Source organism: Streptomyces sp. NPDC096040 (assembly GCF_040303265.1).
In the GTDB taxonomy this organism is placed as follows: domain Bacteria; phylum Actinomycetota; class Actinomycetes; order Streptomycetales; family Streptomycetaceae; genus Streptomyces.
Genome location: NZ_JBEOTA010000020.1, coordinates 103,292 through 119,606, shown reverse-complemented (window position 1 = coordinate 119,606; position 16,315 = coordinate 103,292). Strand labels below are relative to the sequence as shown.

Below are 16,315 nucleotides of genomic sequence, written 5' to 3'. Positions count from 1 at the left end.
CCTGCTGAGCGGTGTATCTGTGACGGAGCACAGCATCAGCGGAAGGCCGTTCCCACGTGGCTTGATCTGGGCAAACCCCACTCACGTGTGAAACACACGGGAAGCCGGAGGATAAATCACAAGTTCAGGTGATGCCGTTGAACTCCGCGGTCCACTCTGGTCTCGACGGCACGATCGAGCTGCTGAAGTTCCCGGATGGTACGGCGGTGGGGCGCTCCGGCGGCGCGTTCAACGGCCGTCCGACATCGGACCCGAAACAGCTCCGCATCCTTGAGCTGCGGTATGGCACCATCCGGGCGCAGGCTCTCTCACCAGGGGAGTCGCTGGCCCTCATCGAGCAACTGCTGGGAGAAACATGATCCGCAAGGCCCCCTCCGGGGACGCCTCCGAACTGGCGTGGTTCAAGAGCAGCTACAGCAGCGGCAATGACGGCGAGTCCTGCGTCGAAGTCGCCCTGGCCTGGTTCAAGAGCAGTTACAGCGACGGCCCTGAGGGCGAATCCTGCCTCGAAATAGCCCCCACCCCCACCACCATCCACATCCGCGACTCCAAGTACCGCACCAACCCCGGCCCTCGGCTCGCCCTCGCCCCCTCCACCTGGGCGGCCTTCCTGCCGTACGCGGCCGCGAGCTGATCCCGCGCCGGAGCCCCCGGCGTCACACCGGGGGCTCCCGCACAGCACAGACGTCCGTCAGACGTTGACGCCGAAGTCCTGGGCGATGCCGACCAGGCCGGACGCGTAGCCCTGGCCCACCGCGCGGAACTTCCACTCCGCGCCGTTGCGGTACAGCTCGCCGAAGACCATCGCGGTCTCGGTGGCCGCGTCCTCGGAGAGGTCGTAGCGGGCGATCTCGGCGCCGCCGGCCTGGTTGACGATGCGGATGTAGGCGTTGCGGACCTGGCCGAAGTTCTGCGAGCGGGTCTCCGCGTCGTAGATCGAGACCGGGAAGACGATCTTGTCGATGTCGGCCGGCAGCGCCGCCAGGTTGACGTTGATCGCCTCGTCGTCGCCGGCGCCCTCACCCGTGCGGTTGTCGCCCGTGTGGACGATCGTGTTGTCCGGGGTCTGCTTGTTGTTGAAGAAGACGAAGTGACCGTCGGAGTAGACCTTGCCCTCTCCGTTGACCGCGATCGCGGAGGCGTCGAGGTCGAAGTCCGTGCCGGTGGTCGTGCGGACGTCCCAGCCGAGGCCCACGGTGACGGCGGTCAGGCCCGGAGCCTCCTTGGTGAGCGAGACGTTGCCACCCTTGGACAGGCTTACAGCCATGGTCGGGGAGTCCTTTCCCTCGTGTGCGTACGGCCGTGCGGCGTACGGGCTTGAAGCTACAGCTACCTGTATGAACGCCACGAGGGGTACCGAAGGTTCCAGCTCTCTTTACTTTCTTTGCCGAACGGGTGATGGACGAAATTCGCGTGACGTGTGCCGGTCAGCCGCGCGACCATGGAGGCATGTCCGGTCCGTATGTCATCAGAGGCTCCGTCTCGCTCCCCGAGGCCGAGCTCAACTGGCGTTTCTCGCGGTCGTCCGGGCCCGGTGGGCAGCACGTCAACACCAGTGACTCGCAGGTGGAGCTGCGCTTCGACCTCGCGAACACCCAGGCGCTGCCGCCGGTGTGGAAGGAGCGGGCACTGACGCGGCTGGCCGGGCGGCTCGTCGACGGCGTGGTCGTCGTACGGTCGTCCGAGCACCGCTCCCAGTGGCGCAACCGCGAGACCGCCGCCGTACGCCTCGCCGCCCTCCTCGCCGAGGCCACCGCACCCCCGCCCAAGCCCCGCACACCGACCCGCATCCCACGCGGCATCAACGAACGCCGACTGCGAGAGAAGAAGCAGCGGTCGGACACCAAGCGGGGCCGGACGGGCCGCGACTGGTCGTAACCCTGAATCCCGGTCAGGGAATGCGCCGTCCGGTGTGGTGACGGGCGGGTGGAATTGGTGACGGTGACTTCTTCACCTGAAGACCCCGACCGGGCAACCGGGCGCTTGTGAACGGCCTTTCTGCAAGTGCCCGGGCAAGTGCCCGCGGAAATTGAGAAACAGACCGTGCGGTTTCATTTGAGCTGCCGGTACCGCCCCCGGAAATACATCAGCGGACCGCCTTCCGCGCTCGGCAGTTCGGCGGTGAGGACGCGGCCGATCACCAGGGTGTGGTCCCCGGCCGTCACCCGCTGCTCGGTGCGGCATTCCAGCGTCGCGAGGGCGCCGCCGACGAGCGGGGCGCCGGAAACCTCGCCGCGCACGTACGGGATGTCCTCGAAGAGCAGCCGGTCGCTGATGCGGCCCTTCATCGCGAAGCGGCCGGCGACATGGCGCTGGCTCTCGGTGAGCACGGAAACCGCCCACAGCGGCTGTTCGTCCAGCAGGTCGTCCATACGGGCGCCGGTACGCAGGCTGACCAGCACCAACGGCGGATCCAGGGACACCGACAGGAACGCGGTGGCGGTCATGCCGACGTCCTCGCCGACCGGCGCCAGCGGGTCGTCCGGGTCGAGCGGCGGCTCCTGCGCGGTCACCAGGACCACGCCCGCGGCCAGCCGGGCCATGGCCGCCTTGAACGCTTCGTTGCTCACCCCCACAGCATGCCCGGTGGTTTCTGCGGCGGTGGGGGAGGGAGTCTTCAGCACGCCGGAAACGCTAATCTCGGCCCCTGTGCGTCCGCATCGGCCATCGGCCCGAGCCGGGTCCTAGGACCCGAGGACCACGGCCGCCGGAGAAACCGGGAGTCATGCCCGGCAGTGATGTGTGCATCATGTCCGCACACACTCAAAGGTTGTGTTCGGTAAACGCACAGGTAAAACGCAGAAACTCCACGCAATTGCTCACGTTCTCCTGTGACTTGAGTCACAAGGGGCATTAATTGTTGACCCTGTGTACCGAGTGGGCAGCGCGCTGTGATTCAGTGGCGGGGAAAAGTAGCGCCGAAGCAGACCCTTTGATTCGCTGCGAGGTCTCGGGGGGAGGGCGAACATGGAGACCGAGTCGGAACCCTACGTCCGTCTTGCGTCCCTGCGACAACTGCACCAGGTCATGGCCGACATGAACACGGCCCGCAGTCTGGCGGACACCCTGCAGACCGTCGCCGACGGTGTGATCGCCGCCCTCGGGTTCGAGATGGCGTGCGTCAACCTCGTGCGCCCCGACGGCGATCTCGTGGTCGCGGCCCTCTCCGGCAACTCCGCCGCAGAGGCCCTGATCACCGGCCGGGTCGGCTCCCGTGACTCATGGGACCGGCGGCTCGGCATGGGCGAGAAGTGGGGCGACCTCGTCTTCATACCGCACACCGACGGCTGGGTCCTCGACGACGACGATGTCCCGCAGTGGTACACCGACGGCCCCGCGCCCCGCTTCGAGGACGAGTGGCACCCCTCGGACCGGCTCTTCGCCCCCATGTACACGCCCGGCATATCGGGCAGCTCCTGCGGCGAGCTGCTCGGCGTGATCTCCGTTGACCGCCCGCGCAACGGCCGCCACCCCGGCGCCTGGGGCCGCGAGGCCCTGCAGATGTACGCCTTCCAGGCCGCGATCGCCATCAGCAACGCGCGTCTACGTGCGAACATGCAGCGGGCACTGGTCAGGCTCGAGCGCGACCAGCAGGCCCTCAGGGCCAGCGAGGAGAGTTTCCGGCAGGCCTTCGAGTACGCCCCCTCCGGCATGGCGATTGCCGAGATGGGCGGCGACCAGCACGGCCGAATACTGCGCACCAACGACGCCCTGTGCCGCCTGCTGGGCCGCCCCGCCTCCGCGATGCGCCGCTACTCCTTCTCCGACCTGGTCCACCCCGAGGACATCGGCACCCTGCTGCGCACCTCGGCGGAGGGCGGCCGCGCCGAGCTCCGCCTAGGCCGCCGCGACGGGACGTACGTCTGGGTCTCGCTCCGCAACAGCGTCGTCGCCGACGCGGCCGACGGACCCCGCTTCCTCCTCACCCACGTCGAGGACATAGAGGAACGCAAGCGCCGCGAGCTCCAGCTGGCCCACCGCGCCTCCCACGACTCCCTCACCGGGCTGCCGAACTCCGCCGAGCTCCGCTCCCGCCTCGCCTCCCGGCTCTGCCGGCGCGCCGACACCGACGGCCTGGAGTCCCTGGACGCGGCCTACGGGCACCCCGCCTACGACGCCAACGGTCACGGCTTCGACTTCGCCGGCACGGCACAGTCGTACGACGGCTACGACCACCATGTACACACCGTCGCCCCCGAGGAGGGCCGCGACGACGGCGCCAAGGGGCTCGCGGTGCTCTTCTGCGACCTCGACGGCTTCAAGTCGATCAACGACCGGTTCGGGCACAACGCGGGCGACGCGGTCCTCATCGAGGTCGCCCGCAGGCTCTCCCGGGGTGTCCGTGACGGCGACACCGTGGCCCGTCTCGGCGGCGACGAGTTCGTGATCCTCGCCGACGGGCTCGGCAAGGCCGACGCCCAGGACCTCGCCGTACGCCTGCGCAACGAGATCATCCAGCCGATCCGCGCCGAGGACCGGGCCGTCCGGGTGGGTGCCAGCTTCGGCATCGGATGGGCGCACTGCGGCATGACGGCGGACGAAGTCCTGAAATCCGCCGACGAGCGGATGTACGTAGAGAAACGATCTCGTCCCAAACAGCACCGCCGTGCCGGATGATTCCCAGGTCATCGCACTGATGCGGTCCAGGTCACCCGTTTGGCTCAGTCAGACCGGGTAGGCTCGACTCTCAATACCTGTACCGCATCCGCACGCACCTGTTGAGGAGTACCAAGGGATGACGCCCGGCGACAACGGCGCGAGCACGCCCGAGGACGACGACCCGTTCGGCTACCTGTACGCCGACGGCCAGGCCAGAGGGGCCCAGCCGCCGTCCGGCTCCGGTGGTTACGGCTACCCGAACGCGGTCAGCCGGGTGCGCTCGGTCGGCGAACGCAGCTACGGCGGACAGCAGCAGGCACCGCAGGCACCGCAGTACGGCGGCAACCAGACCATCCCGCAGCAGCCCGGCGCCGGCGGCTACGGCCAGCAGCCGAACGCGGCCTACCAGGCCCCGGAGACCTTCCCGGGCGGCGCGCCGACCACCCGCCAGCAGATGCCGTCCACCGGCCGGGGCCGGGGCCCGAACACCAAGGGCCTGCTGATCGGCGCCATCGCGGTCGTCGCGGCCGTCGTCATCGGCATCAGCGTCGCGATGATGAACGACAACTCGGACGGCAACAAGGACTCCGGGAACCAGGCCGGCGCGTCCGCGTCCTCGTCCCAGAACGCCTCCCCGACCCCGTCGAGCACCAGCTCGGTATCGGCGTCGGGCGACCTGCCGAAGATCGACGCGAAGGCCCTCCGCCTCGACGGCGGCGCCTCACTGGCCTCGGACGTCAAGGGCGCGACGGCCGAAGGCGGCACCTATGTGACAGGCTTCAACCAGGTCGGAGCCTCCGTCACCTGGACCGTCAACGGCATCCCCGACAGCGGCAAGTACTCCGTGTACGTCGGCTACAGCGTCCCCGGCAAGGATGCCACCGCCACCCTCACGGTCAACGGCACGGCATCCACCACACCGGTCGGCCTGGACAACTACGCGCACGCCGCCGAAGGCGACTACACGAAGGGCTGGACGCGGACCTACAACTACGTCCAGCTCAACAAGGGCACCAACACCATCAAGATCTCGTGTGAGCAGGGCAACCAGTGTGATGCCCTCCTCGACCAGGTGTGGCTGGTCAAGGGCTGGGTCAAGTCCGGCGGCTGAGCCCCCGGAAGCTAGGCCATGCTGACTGCGCTGGTCACGACCGTCCGTTCCAAAAGGTCGTGATACGCGGAGCGGTCGAACTCGCCCGCCGCCGGGGCCCGTACGGTCGCCGTCGACAGGGCGACCGCGCGGGACAGGCGGTCCGGCCAGGGGAGTCGTTCCACCAGGCCGGACAGCAGACCGGCGACCGCCGAGTCGCCCGCGCCGGTCGGGTTGCCGCGCACCGGCGCCGGGGGCACTGCGCGCCAGCGGCCCTCCGGAGTCACCGCCAGCAGCCCCTCCGCGCCGAGTGAGGCGACCACGGCCCGGGCGCCGCGCCGTCGGGCGTCCTGGGTGGCGCGCAGCGGTTCGTGGGAGCCTGTGAGTTCGGCCAGTTCGTCGGCGTTCGGCTTGACCAGGTCGGGGCGGGCGGCCACCCCGCGCCGCAGCGGTTCCCCGCTGGTGTCGAGGAGGACGGGGACGCCGGCCGACCGGGCGCTCTTTATCAGGCCCGCGTACGCCCCGACCGGCACCCCCGGCGGCAGACTCCCGCACAGTGCCACCGCCGAGGCGGCGCCCAGCAGTTCCTCGTAGTGGTCGAGGAAGGCACCCCACTCGGAGGGGGCTATCTGCGGGCCCGGCTCGTTCAACTGGGTGGTGTCGCCGGTGAGTTCGTCCACGACGGCGATGGTGCGACGGGTCGGCCCGGCGACCGGCAGCAGTGCGTCCACCACTCCCGACACCTCCGCGAGGCGCTCCCGTACCGCCCGCCCGGTGGCGCCGCCCACGAAGCCGGTCACCGTCGTCTCGTGCCCGAGGACGGCGAGCACCCGGGCCACGTTCACCCCCTTGCCGCCCGGCCGTTCGGTGACGTCCGAGACGCGGTGCGTGGTGTGCGGGCGCAGGGCGCCGACCCGGTAGGTGATGTCGAGAGCGGTGTTCAGCGTGACCGTGAGGATCACCGGGCGACCTCCCTCGCGTATGCCCGTACGGTCCCATGGGGGGCCTCGATCATGCCAAAGAGACGGCGACCGGCCTAGGTCGCGGTCTCGTGGTCCGGATTCGGCCGGGCGGTGTCGTGCGAGGTTGTCTCGGGTTTGGTGTGGAGGACTTCGCGGGCCTGCTCCGCGGCGCGGGCGATGCTCTCGCTGACGAAGTCGAGAAAGCGGGCGGGCTGACCCCGCGGCTGACCCCCGAACAGAGGGCGGACTCCAACATCGAGCTCGGCAGGCTCTCCCGCGCACGCGAACTGGGCCCCGTGCTGGACGGCATCACCGTCCCGGTGCGGTACGTGCTTGCCTCCGGGTCGTCCCTCGGCAGCAAGGGCGACGAGCAGGAGGAGATCCGCGCCAGTCTCGACCAGGTGTTTGAGCGGGACCCGAACGTCCGGCTCAGCGCGAAGGTCGCCAGCAACCACGGCGCGATCCTGAAGAAGGACTTCCCGGCCGTCGCCGAGGCCGTACGCGAGGTCGCCGCACTCGACCGCGGGGAGCACTGAGGACACGACCAGCGGCCCGGCCCCGCCACCGCATCCAGGTGGCGGGGCCGCCTTTCAGTGCAGCTCCGGTACGACCACCCACGCGCCCTGCCGCATCACGCCCTTCAGCGTGAAGTCGGCGTCCAGGACGAGCAGGTCGGCGTCCTTGCCGGGCTCCAGGGAGCCGACGCGGTCGTAGAGGCCCAGCAGCCGGGCCGGGTTGGCGGACAGGGCGGCGACGGCGTGCTCGACGGGCAGCCGGTCGATGGTCACCGCCCGCCGCAGCGCGCGGTCCAGGGTCAGCGTGGAACCGGCGATGGAACCGCCGTCCACCAGCCGGGCGACCCCGTCGGTGACCTCGACCTCGAGGGGGCCGAGGAGGTAGCGGCCGTCACCGCTGCCCGCCGCGTCCATCGCGTCCGTGATGAACGCGACCCGGTCGGCGCCCGCGTGATGGAAGGCCAACTGCAGTGCGGCGGGGTGGAGATGGGTGCCGTCGTTGATCAGCTCGACCGTCACCCGCTCGTCCTCCAGGAGCGCGGCGATCGGGCCGGGGGCGCGGTGACCGAGCGGCGGCATCGCGTTGAAGAGGTGGGTGGCGACCGTGGCGCCCGCGTCGATCGCCTCGACCGTCTGCTCGTACGACGCGTCGGTGTGGCCGACGGCGGCGATCACGCCGTGTTCCGCGAGCAGCCGTACGGACTCGATGCCGCCGGGGAGTTCGGTGGCGAGCGTCACCATCCTGGCGTGGCCGCGCGCCGCGTCGACCAGCTTGCGGACCTCCGCCGGGTCCGGGTCCCGCAGCAGCGCCTCGGAGTGGGCGCCCTTGCGGCACGGGGAGATGAACGGGCCCTCGAAGTGGATACCGGCGATCTCCCCCTGCTCGGCGAGCTCCGAGAGGAGGCCGGCCTGGCGGACGAGGACGTCCATGTCGTCGGTGACGGTGGAGGCGACCAGGGTGGTCGTGCCGTGCACGCGGTGCGTGTGGACGCCGGTGAGGATCTCTTCCGCGGTGCCCGAGCTGAAGGAGGCTCCGCCGCCGCCGTGGTTGTGGATGTCCACGAAGCCCGGGATCACGTAGTGGCCGGCGACGTCGATGAGCTGGGCGTTCTCGGGGGCGTGAGCGGCGATGCGCGTGCCCTCGACTGCGAGTCGGCCATCTTGGAGAACTCCGGTGGGGAGGACTACCCGGGCACCGTCGAGGACCAGGCCGTCGTACCCGGTCCGCGCGCGGTTCGTGGCTGGTCGCGCCCCCGCGGCGGCAGCCGCAGATTCAGCACGGTCCCGCGCCCCTGACGGGGCGCTGTTGTCCTGCTCTTTCGCAGCCGTCACGGGGTTACCTCCGGTGTCGTCGTAGTCAACAAGTCCTGCGCCAGCAGCCCCGCGCCCAGACAGCCCGCTGTGTCTCCCAGTGCCGCCGGGACGATGGCCGGCAGCTTCTGGAAGGTCACCCGGGTCTGCACCGCCTCCCTCAGCGGTTCGAACAGCACCTCCCCCGCCTCAGCCAGGCCCCCGCCGATGATCAGGACCCGCGGGTCCAGCAGCGTCAGGGCCGTGACCAAGCCGTCGGCCAGGGCGGCCACCGCCTCCCGCCACACCCGGACGGCGTTCGGGTCGCCGGACGTGACGGACTTCGCGCAGTCCGCCGCGTCGGCGCCGGGGTCACCGGTGGCCTTCGCCCACGCCTCGCTCACCGCGGCCGCCGACGCGTACCGTTCAAGGCAGCCGCGCTGCCCGCACGGACACGGCGCGCCCTGGGGCCGTACGACGATGTGGCCGATCTCGCCCGCGAAGCCGTGCGCGCCCGACTCCACCCGGCCGTCCAGGCCGAAGCCGCCCGCGATACCGGTGCCGAGCGCCACGAAGAAGAAGCGGTCCGCGCCCTTGCCCGCACCGAGCCGGCCCTCCGCCAGACTGCCGGTGCGCACGTCGTGGCCGAGGGCGACGGGGATGCCGAGGCGGTCGGCGAGGAGGGCGCGCAGGGGTACGTCGCGCCAGCCGAGGTTGGCCGCGTAGACGGCGATGCCGTTCGGCTCGTCGACTATGCCGGGTACGGCGAGGCCGAGCGCGGCCGCGCCCTCGCCGTAGTGCTTCTCGCCGTACGCGTGCAGGTCGGCGGCGAAGTCGAGGATGGCGGCGACGACGGCTTCGGGGCCGCGGGCGCGGCCGGTCGCCCGGCGGTCCTGGTGGAGCAGCTCGCCGTCCGGGCCGACCAGCGCGGCCTTCATTCCGGTGCCGCCCACGTCCAGGGCGATGACATGTCTCACGGGAACAGTGTGGCCCGCCGACCCGCAAGAGGTCTAGTCCACTTGCGTGGTGTAGACCTTGTGGGTCCACATATTGAACGGCGAGACAGTTAGACAGGGGTAGTTCACGTGCGGCGGCGTAGGGCAGGAATGATCGCGGTGGTGTCCGCAACGGGCATGACGGCGGTCCTCGGTGGCTGTGGGACGACGGGCTCCTCGGACGTCACCCTCAGACTCGTCGCAGCCGACTACGGAGACTCCGCCGCCAACAGCTCCCAGAAGTACTGGGACAAGCTGGCCAAGGCGTACGAGGCCAAGCACTCCGACGTGAAGATCGACGTCACCGTCTACTCGTGGAACGACGTCGACCGCAAGGTCAAGGAGATGGTCGCCGGCGGCAAGGCACCCGACCTGGCCCAGATCGGCTCGTACGCCGACTACGCGGCCGCCGGCAAGCTGTACGAGGCCGGGGACCTGCTCTCCATCCCGGTCCAGGCCGACTTCCCCTCCCAGCTCGCCGAGGCGGGCCAGTGGAACCACGCGCAGTACGGCATACCCTTCGCCGCCTCCACGCGCGTCCTCTTCTACAACAAGACCCTCTTCTCCGAAGCCGGCATCACCACCCCGCCCACCACCTGGAGCGAGCTCGCGGCCGACGCGAAGGCGCTCAAGGAGAACGGCGTGAAGTACCCGTACGCGCTGCCGCTCGGCCCCGAGGAGGCGCAGGCGGAGACCATGCAGTGGCTGCTCAGCGGCGGCAGCGGCCTCACCGACGACATCGGCACGTACACGATCGACTCCGCGCAGAACATCGACACCTTCACCTGGCTCAAGGACGAGCTGGTGGGCAAGGGCCTGACCGGTCCGACGGCCCCCGGCAAGCTGAACCGCGCGACCGCGTTCGCCGCCTTCGCCGACGGCCAGGTCGGCATGCTCAACGGCCACCCCACGCTCATCAAGCAGGCCGAGAAGAAGGGCGTGAAGTTCGGCACGGTTCCGATGCCCGCCCGCGCCGGCCAGAGCACCCCCACCGCGTCCATGGGCGTCACCGACTGGATGGCGGCGTTCAAGCAGAACGGCCACGCGGACCAGGTCGGCGACTTCCTCGACTACGTCTACAGCGAGAAGAACGTCCTCGACTTCTCCCGCGAGTACGGCCTGCTGCCGGTCACCACGTCCGCGTCCCAGACGATGACCGACTCCCCGCAGGGCCAGGACAAGCAGCTGCTCCCCTTCCTGGACCAGCTGCCGACCTCCGAGCTGTACCCGGCCGGCAAGACCTCCTGGGCCGCCGTCAGCGCCGACGTCAAGAAGCAGATAGGCACGGCGGTCGCGCCGACGGGCGACCCGACCGCCGTTCTCACCCGGCTCCAGTCCGAGGCGACGGCGGCCGACAGCCGTACGAAGACGGGCTGAGCGTTACGGTTCTCCGCATGGACCGGCAAGAACTGGGCGCGCGCGAACAGGCGATCCTCGCGCTGGAACGCCGGGGCTTTCCGAGCCCCGGCGCCAAGGAACGGGCGATCCGCGAGGAACTGGACCTGGCGCCGGTGCGCTACTACCAGCTCCTCAACGCCCTCCTCGACGACGAGCGCGCGCTGGCCCATGATCCGGTGACGGTGAACAGGCTGCGGAGAGTACGGGAGGCGCGCCGGTCGGAGCGCTGAGGGGGCGGGCGGGGGGAGGTTTTCGCCCCCGCCGCCCCTGCCCTTCCCATCACCAGGGGGCTGCGCCCCCTTCGACCCACGCCGGCGGTCGATGCGGATCTGCGGGCCGGTGGGGGTGGGGCGCGCCCACGCGGCGGAGCCGCATACCGATACAGCCCCGCGCCCCTTTGGGGCACTCGGATACTGTCGGCTGTATGGGCACCCACATCACGGAACCCCTCCCGACGCCTCGCACCGCGGCCGGTCGCGACGGCCTTGCCGCTCTCCTCTCCCGGCCGCACACCGCCCTCGTCGGACTCGACTTCGACGGCACCCTCGCGCCGATCGTCGCCGACCCCGAGCAGGCCCGGGCTCACCCGGACGCCGTACCGGCCCTGGCCGCCCTGGCCCCGAGGGTGGCCGCCGTCGCCGTGATCACCGGCCGCCCCGCCGAGATCGCCGTCCGCTACGGCGGTTTCGCCGGCGTCCCCGGCCTGGACCACCTCGTCGTCCTCGGCCACTACGGCGCCGAACGCTGGGACGCGGCGACGGGCGAGATCACCGCGCCCCCACCGCACCCCGGTATCGCCGCCGTCCGAGCCGAACTCCCGGCCGTCATCGACGGTGCAGGGGCGCGGGGTACCTGGATCGAGGACAAGGGCCATGCCGTGGCCGTCCACACCCGCCGGGCCGACGACCCCCAGGCCACCTTCGAGTCCCTCCGCGCCCCCCTGACCGACCTGGCCACCCGTAACGGCCTGATCGTCGAACCGGGCCGCCTGGTCCTGGAACTGCGCCCCCCGGGCATGGACAAGGGCGTGGCGCTGAGCGAGTACGCGAGGGAGATCGGCGCGGGCGCGGTCCTCTACGCCGGCGACGACCTGGGCGACATCCCGGCCTTCGCGGCCGTGGAGAAGCTCCGCACGGAGGGCGTACCGGGCCTGCTGGTATGCAGCGGCAGCACGGAGGTCACAGAGCTGGCGGACCGAGCCGACCTGGTGGTGGACGGCCCGGAGGGAGTAGTACGACTACTGGAGAACCTGGCTCACCACAGCGCCCCCTAAGGGGCGCGGGGAACTGCGCGACAAGCCCCCACCGGGCCCGCGCGTGCCCCTCACCCTCCCAACGCCCCCAACTGCTCAAGAAACCAAGCCGCAGGCGGCAACGCCGTAGCCGCCGCGGCCAACCGCTTGCACCGATCCACCCGCTCGGCCGCCGGCAGACTCAGCGCCTCATGCAGCGCCCGAGCCGTCCCCCCGATGTCGTACGGGTTCACCACCACCGCGTCCTCGCCCAGCTCCTCGTACGCCCCCGCCTCCCGCGAGAGCACCAGCACGCACCCCTCGTCCGACACCACCGGAATCTCCTTGGCGACCAGGTTCATGCCGTCCCGGATCGGATTCACCAGTGCCACGTCGGCCAGCCGGTAAGCCGCCAGCGACCGTGCGAAGTCGTCCTTGACGTGGAGCACCACCGGCGTCCAGCCCGGCGTCCCGTACGTAGAGTTGATGTCCTCCGCGACCCGCTGCACCTCGGCCGTGTATTCGCGGTACACCGCGAGGTCCTGCCGCGACGGATACGCGAACGCGACATGCACCACCCGCTCCCGCCACTCGGGGTGGTCGTCGAGCAGCTGCCGATAGGCCAGCAGTCCCCGCACGATGTTCTTCGACAGCTCGGTCCGGTCGACCCGGACGATGGTCTTTCGGCCCTCCCCGATCTCCTCCCGCAACGCCCGCATCCGCTCGTCCACGTCGGGCTCGTGCGACCGCTTCCGCAGGAAGTCCGCGTCGGCCCCCAGCCCGTGCACCCCGATCCGGGTCTCACCGGCCGCCGGAATCCCCGGGCCCAGCACCGTATGACAGCAGGCCACGAACGCGTCCGCCCACCGCCGGGTCAGAAACGCCGCGTGATCGGCGCCCAGGATCCCGCCCAGCAGCTCCGCCGCGATGTCGTCGGGGAGCAGCCGGAAGTAGTCCGGCGGCGCCCACGGGGTGTGGGAGAAATGGCCGATACGGAGATCCGGCCGCAGCCGGCGCAGCATCCGCGGGGCCAGCGCCAGGTGGTAGTCCTGGATGACGACCACCGCACCCTGGCCCGCCTCCTGCGCCAGGGCCTGAGCGAACGCCTCGTTGTAGGCCTGGTACGACCCCCACTGCCGCCGGAACTCCGCGTCGAAGACGGGCTCCAGCGGGGTCTGGTAGAGCATGTGGTGGACGAACCAGAGCACCGAGTTCGCGATGCCGTTGTACGCGTCGGAGAACACGTCCGCGTCGATGTCGAGCATCCGGACCTGCTGCCCGCCGGTGTCCCGCGCCGGCAGCCGGCCGCCCTCGGCCCGCCGTACCGCCTCCCGGTCCCCGTCGCTCAGCGCCGCGCACACCCAGACCGCGTTCGCGTCCGTCCCGATGGCGGACAGGCCCGAGACGAGTCCGCCGCCGCCGCGTTTGGCGTGCAGCGCACCGCCTTCGCGCATCTCGTACGAAACCGGGCCGCGGTTGGACGCGACCAGCACCTCAGCACTGCCGGTGGAAGCCATACGCCTCAACCTAGCCCGGCCCGTAAACGCTCAAACGTACGGCTACGTCAGACACGCCACCGTATACGGCCGTACGGCCAAGTCACGCCACGCTCACGCCACCCGGCGCTCGGCGTACTCGGCGATCTCCGCCATCGGTGGCCGTTCCTCCGTGTCCACGGAGTACGTGCGCGGCTCGAAGCCGTCCTCGCCCCGTTCGAACTGGGTCAGGGCGGGCCGGATCAGATGCCCGCGGGCCAGCCGCAGCTGCGCGGTGCGGTAGATCGCGGCGGACATCCGGCCGAGGGCCTGGCCGTCCTGGTGGCGGTGTTTGCGCACCCCCACGTCGACCTGGGCGAGGGCGTCAAGGCCCACCAGGTGCAGGGCGTCGACCAGCATGCCCAGTTCCACGCCGTAGCCGACCGGGAAGGGGAGCTGTTCGAGCAGTGAGCGGCGGGCCGCGTACTCGCCGCCGAGGGGCTGCACGAACCCGGCCAGCTGCGGCCAGTGCATGTTCAGCAGCGGGCGGGCCATCAGTTCGGTGACCCGGCCGCCCTGTCCGGCCGCGCCGGCGAGCGGGCGGTCGTACATCGCCTTGACCAGGTCCACCTCGGGATCGGTCAGCAGCGGGCCGACGATCCCGGAGACGAAGTCGGAGGAGAACTCCCTCAGGTCCGCGTCGACGAAGCAGACGATGTCCCCGGTGGTGACCAGGAGGGAGCGCCAGAGGACCTCGCCCTTGCCGGGGACGGCGGGGATGCGCGGCAGGATCGTGTCGCGGTGGACGACCCGGGCGCCGGCCGCCGCGGCCACCGCCGCCGTACGGTCGGTGGAACCGGAGTCGACGACCACGATCTCGTCGACGAGCGGCGCCTGCCGCATCAGGTCATGACGGATGATCGCGACGATGTCGCCGACCGTCTCCTCCTCGTTGAGCGCGGGCAGCACGACGGAGACGGACTGACCGGTGCGCTGCTTGGCGGCGAGTATCCGGTGCAGTGGGCGTTCGTTCAGGGACCAGGAGCGGGTGGCCAGCCAGCGCTCGACTTCTTCCAGCACAGTCAGCGGCTCCTCACTGTCACGGTCACACTGCGAGGTGTGATCCATCTCGCGGTTCGGACGACTCTCTCAACTGTCCTGGCCTTCGGTTACAGTCTTGAACAACGCCGATGACCATCGCATGTCGTGGGGTCATTGGCCGTTGACAACCACATACCGCTCATCCAGAGGGGCAGAGGGATACGGCCCGATGAAGCCCCGGCAACCCTCCAGTCGGTTACTCGTGGATCGCTGACGGCTGATCCCTGATCACTGTCGATCACTCGCGAGGCTCCCGGCTAGGGAAGGTGCCAAATCCGTCTCACGGCGAGATGCGTCGTGAGGAAGATGAGGAGAAAGGGCCTCGCCTCACATGGCTGTGCAGACTGCTGAGACCACCAGCGACTCCACCACCGGCTCCACGACCGTCGACCTCGGGCCCGCCGCCGCCCTGAGCTGCCGCGAGTGCGGTCACCGCGTGCCGCTCGGCCCGGTGTTCGCCTGCGAGGAGTGTTTCGGCCCGCTCGAAATCGCGTACGACTTCTCGGCCTACGACACCGAGGAGCTGCGGAAGCGGATCGAGGCGGGTCCCGCGAACATCTGGCGTTACGCGCCGCTGCTGCCCGTCCCCGCGGACGTGGCGACCAAGCCGAACATCAACCCGGGGTGGACCAAGCTCGTCCAGGCCGACAACCTGGCCAGGGAACTGGGCGTCACCGGAGGTCTGTACGTCAAGGACGACTCCGGCAACCCGACGCACTCCTTCAAGGACCGTGTCGTCGCCCAGGCCGTCGAGGCCGCGCGCGCCTTCGGCTACACCACGCTCTCCTGCTCCTCCACCGGCAACCTCGCCGGCGCGGTCGGTGCCGCCGCCGCCCGGGCCGGCTTCCGCTCCTGCGTGTTCATCCCGCACGACCTGGAGCAGGGCAAGATCGTCATGGCCGCGATCTACGGCGGCGAGCTCGTCGGCATCGAGGGCAACTACGACGACGTGAACCGTTTCTGCTCCGAGCTGATCGGCGACTCGGCAGGCGAGGGCTGGGGCTTCGTCAACGTCAACCTGCGGCCGTACTACGCGGAGGGCTCAAAGACCCTGGCGTACGAGATCTGCGAGCAGCTCGGCTGGCGGATCCCGGACCAGCTGGTCGTCCCGATCGCCTCCGGCTCGCAGCTCACGAAGATCGACAAGGGTCTGCAGGAGCTGATCAAGCTCGGGCTCGTCGAGGACAAGCCGTACAAGATCTTCGGTGCGCAGGCCGAGGGGTGCTCGCCGGTGTCGGTGGCCTACAAGGCGGGCCATGACGTCGTGCGGCCGCAGAAGCCGAACACCATCGCCAAGTCCCTCGCCATCGGCAACCCGGCCGACGGGCCGTACGTCCTCGACATCGCGCGCCGTACCGGCGGTGCGGTGGAGGACGTCACCGACGAGCAGGTCGTCGACGCGATCAAGCTGCTCGCGCGGACCGAGGGCATCTTCGCCGAGACCGCCGGCGGGGTCACGGTCGGAGTCACCAAGAAGCTCATCGAGAACGGGCTGATCGACCCGGCGAAGTCGGTCGTCGTACTCAACACGGGTGATGGACTGAAGACGCTGGACGCGGTGGCGGGGACCGGGCTCACGGCGACCATCCGCCCGAATCTCGAGTCTTTCCGTGAGGCCGGGCTCGCCTGAGTCAGCCGTAGAAAACCAGGGCGTTGCCC

The 16,315-nt window shown here is 70.2% G+C and carries 15 protein-coding genes, 2 pseudogenes and 1 riboswitch; of the genes and pseudogenes, 9 read left to right on the top strand and 8 right to left on the bottom strand.

Translation table 11 applies throughout. The features are described 5' to 3' along the window. Positions 1–122: 122 nt before the first annotated feature. Together ABTY98_RS26845 and ABTY98_RS26840 are read left to right on the top strand one after the other, a co-directional pair. Positions 123–359, top strand: a pseudogene (locus ABTY98_RS26845) (Scr1 family TA system antitoxin-like transcriptional regulator); the annotation flags it as partial. Beyond that, entirely contained in the window at positions 356–634 is a 279-nt protein-coding gene (locus ABTY98_RS26840; RefSeq protein ID WP_352223540.1) for a DUF397 domain-containing protein, read from the top strand. The pseudogene ABTY98_RS26845 and the gene ABTY98_RS26840, both read left to right, overlap by 4 nt. Before the next feature lie 57 nt (positions 635–691). Here the strand turns inward: ABTY98_RS26840 and ABTY98_RS26835 are convergent, their stop codons facing one another. Then, positions 692–1,267, bottom strand: coding sequence for a TerD family protein (locus ABTY98_RS26835; RefSeq protein ID WP_352223539.1), 576 nt, complete (start codon positions 1,265–1,267; stop codon positions 692–694). A gap of 182 nt (positions 1,268–1,449) precedes the next feature. Between ABTY98_RS26835 and arfB the strand changes: the two genes are divergently transcribed. After that, entirely contained in the window at positions 1,450–1,878 is a 429-nt protein-coding gene (gene arfB / locus ABTY98_RS26830) for an alternative ribosome rescue aminoacyl-tRNA hydrolase ArfB (RefSeq protein WP_352223538.1), read from the top strand. Positions 1,879–2,051: 173 nt separating this feature from the next. Here the strand turns inward: arfB and ABTY98_RS26825 are convergent, their stop codons facing one another. Continuing rightward, positions 2,052–2,570: a flavin reductase family protein gene (locus ABTY98_RS26825; RefSeq protein WP_352223537.1), complete on the bottom strand. Its 519-nt coding sequence runs from the start codon at positions 2,568–2,570 to the stop codon at positions 2,052–2,054. Between the two features lie 397 nt (positions 2,571–2,967). Between ABTY98_RS26825 and cdgB the strand changes: the two genes are divergently transcribed. Both cdgB and ABTY98_RS26815 read left to right on the top strand, forming a co-directional pair. Further along, on the top strand, positions 2,968–4,617 hold the full coding sequence (gene cdgB, locus ABTY98_RS26820) for a diguanylate cyclase CdgB (RefSeq protein WP_352223536.1): 1,650 nt from the start codon (positions 2,968–2,970) through the stop codon (positions 4,615–4,617). Between the two features lie 118 nt (positions 4,618–4,735). Beyond that, the gene (locus tag ABTY98_RS26815) at positions 4,736–5,710 is read left to right on the top strand and encodes a CBM35 domain-containing protein (protein ID WP_352223535.1); all 975 of its coding nucleotides are present in this window, start codon (positions 4,736–4,738) and stop codon (positions 5,708–5,710) included. Between the two features lie 11 nt (positions 5,711–5,721). Here ABTY98_RS26815 and ABTY98_RS26810 read toward each other — a convergent pair whose 3' ends face one another. From ABTY98_RS26810 to ABTY98_RS26795, 4 genes and pseudogenes are all read right to left on the bottom strand, one after another. Continuing rightward, positions 5,722–6,651 carry a 1-phosphofructokinase family hexose kinase gene (locus ABTY98_RS26810; RefSeq protein WP_352223534.1) on the bottom strand — a complete coding sequence of 310 codons (930 nt, stop codon included), beginning with the start codon at positions 6,649–6,651 and terminating at the stop codon, positions 5,722–5,724. 74 nt (positions 6,652–6,725) lie between these two features. Continuing rightward, positions 6,726–6,860 (bottom strand): annotated as a pseudogene (locus ABTY98_RS26805) (MarR family transcriptional regulator); the annotation flags it as partial. A 381-nt stretch (positions 6,861–7,241) separates the two neighbouring features. Next, complete coding sequence (gene nagA, locus ABTY98_RS26800) at positions 7,242–8,375, bottom strand: N-acetylglucosamine-6-phosphate deacetylase (RefSeq protein WP_352223592.1); 1,134 nt, start codon at positions 8,373–8,375, stop codon at positions 7,242–7,244. Positions 8,376–8,494: 119 nt separating this feature from the next. After that, positions 8,495–9,433 (bottom strand): ROK family protein, encoded by a 939-nt coding sequence (locus ABTY98_RS26795; RefSeq protein WP_352223533.1) that lies wholly within the window; start codon positions 9,431–9,433, stop codon positions 8,495–8,497. Between the two features lie 129 nt (positions 9,434–9,562). Between ABTY98_RS26795 and ABTY98_RS26790 the strand changes: the two genes are divergently transcribed. The 3 genes from ABTY98_RS26790 to otsB all read left to right on the top strand — a co-directional run bounded on the left by ABTY98_RS26790 (position 9,563) and on the right by otsB (position 12,122). Continuing rightward, the gene (locus ABTY98_RS26790; protein ID WP_352223591.1) at positions 9,563–10,828 is read left to right on the top strand and encodes an extracellular solute-binding protein; all 1,266 of its coding nucleotides are present in this window, start codon (positions 9,563–9,565) and stop codon (positions 10,826–10,828) included. A gap of 17 nt (positions 10,829–10,845) precedes the next feature. Continuing rightward, a complete protein-coding gene (locus ABTY98_RS26785) occupies positions 10,846–11,079 on the top strand; it encodes a DUF3263 domain-containing protein (RefSeq protein WP_352223532.1) in 234 nt (77 codons plus the stop codon). A gap of 194 nt (positions 11,080–11,273) precedes the next feature. Further along, positions 11,274–12,122, top strand: coding sequence for a trehalose-phosphatase (gene otsB / locus ABTY98_RS26780; RefSeq protein ID WP_352223531.1), 849 nt, complete (start codon positions 11,274–11,276; stop codon positions 12,120–12,122). A gap of 50 nt (positions 12,123–12,172) precedes the next feature. Here otsB and ABTY98_RS26775 read toward each other — a convergent pair whose 3' ends face one another. Both ABTY98_RS26775 and ABTY98_RS26770 read right to left on the bottom strand, forming a co-directional pair. Further along, a complete protein-coding gene (locus ABTY98_RS26775) occupies positions 12,173–13,597 on the bottom strand; it encodes an alpha,alpha-trehalose-phosphate synthase (UDP-forming) (protein ID WP_352223530.1) in 1,425 nt (474 codons plus the stop codon). Between the two features lie 93 nt (positions 13,598–13,690). Beyond that, positions 13,691–14,635: a glucosyl-3-phosphoglycerate synthase gene (locus tag ABTY98_RS26770; RefSeq protein WP_352223529.1), complete on the bottom strand. Its 945-nt coding sequence runs from the start codon at positions 14,633–14,635 to the stop codon at positions 13,691–13,693. Positions 14,636–14,792: 157 nt separating this feature from the next. Then, positions 14,793–14,969, top strand: a riboswitch (SAM riboswitch). An 18-nt stretch (positions 14,970–14,987) separates the two neighbouring features. On the opposite strand from ABTY98_RS26770, the gene thrC reads away from it, so the two are divergent. Further along, positions 14,988–16,286: a threonine synthase gene (gene thrC / locus ABTY98_RS26765; protein WP_352223528.1), complete on the top strand. Its 1,299-nt coding sequence runs from the start codon at positions 14,988–14,990 to the stop codon at positions 16,284–16,286. Positions 16,287–16,315 lie beyond the last annotated feature (29 nt).

Excerpts from the sequence above, each read along its gene's own strand:
- ABTY98_RS26840 (WP_352223540.1), top strand. The coding sequence starts at position 356 with ATGATCCGCAAGGCCCCCTCCGGGGACGCCTCCGAACTGGCGTGGTTC.
- ABTY98_RS26835 (WP_352223539.1), bottom strand. The coding sequence starts at position 1,267 with ATGGCTGTAAGCCTGTCCAAGGGTGGCAACGTCTCGCTCACCAAGGAG.
- arfB (WP_352223538.1), top strand. The coding sequence starts at position 1,450 with ATGTCCGGTCCGTATGTCATCAGAGGCTCCGTCTCGCTCCCCGAGGCC.
- cdgB (WP_352223536.1), top strand. The coding sequence starts at position 2,968 with ATGGAGACCGAGTCGGAACCCTACGTCCGTCTTGCGTCCCTGCGACAA.
- ABTY98_RS26815 (WP_352223535.1), top strand. The coding sequence starts at position 4,736 with ATGACGCCCGGCGACAACGGCGCGAGCACGCCCGAGGACGACGACCCG.
- ABTY98_RS26790 (WP_352223591.1), top strand. The coding sequence starts at position 9,563 with ATGATCGCGGTGGTGTCCGCAACGGGCATGACGGCGGTCCTCGGTGGC.
- ABTY98_RS26785 (WP_352223532.1), top strand. The coding sequence starts at position 10,846 with ATGGACCGGCAAGAACTGGGCGCGCGCGAACAGGCGATCCTCGCGCTG.
- otsB (WP_352223531.1), top strand. The coding sequence starts at position 11,274 with ATGGGCACCCACATCACGGAACCCCTCCCGACGCCTCGCACCGCGGCC.
- ABTY98_RS26775 (WP_352223530.1), bottom strand. The coding sequence starts at position 13,597 with ATGGCTTCCACCGGCAGTGCTGAGGTGCTGGTCGCGTCCAACCGCGGC.
- thrC (WP_352223528.1), top strand. The coding sequence starts at position 14,988 with ATGGCTGTGCAGACTGCTGAGACCACCAGCGACTCCACCACCGGCTCC.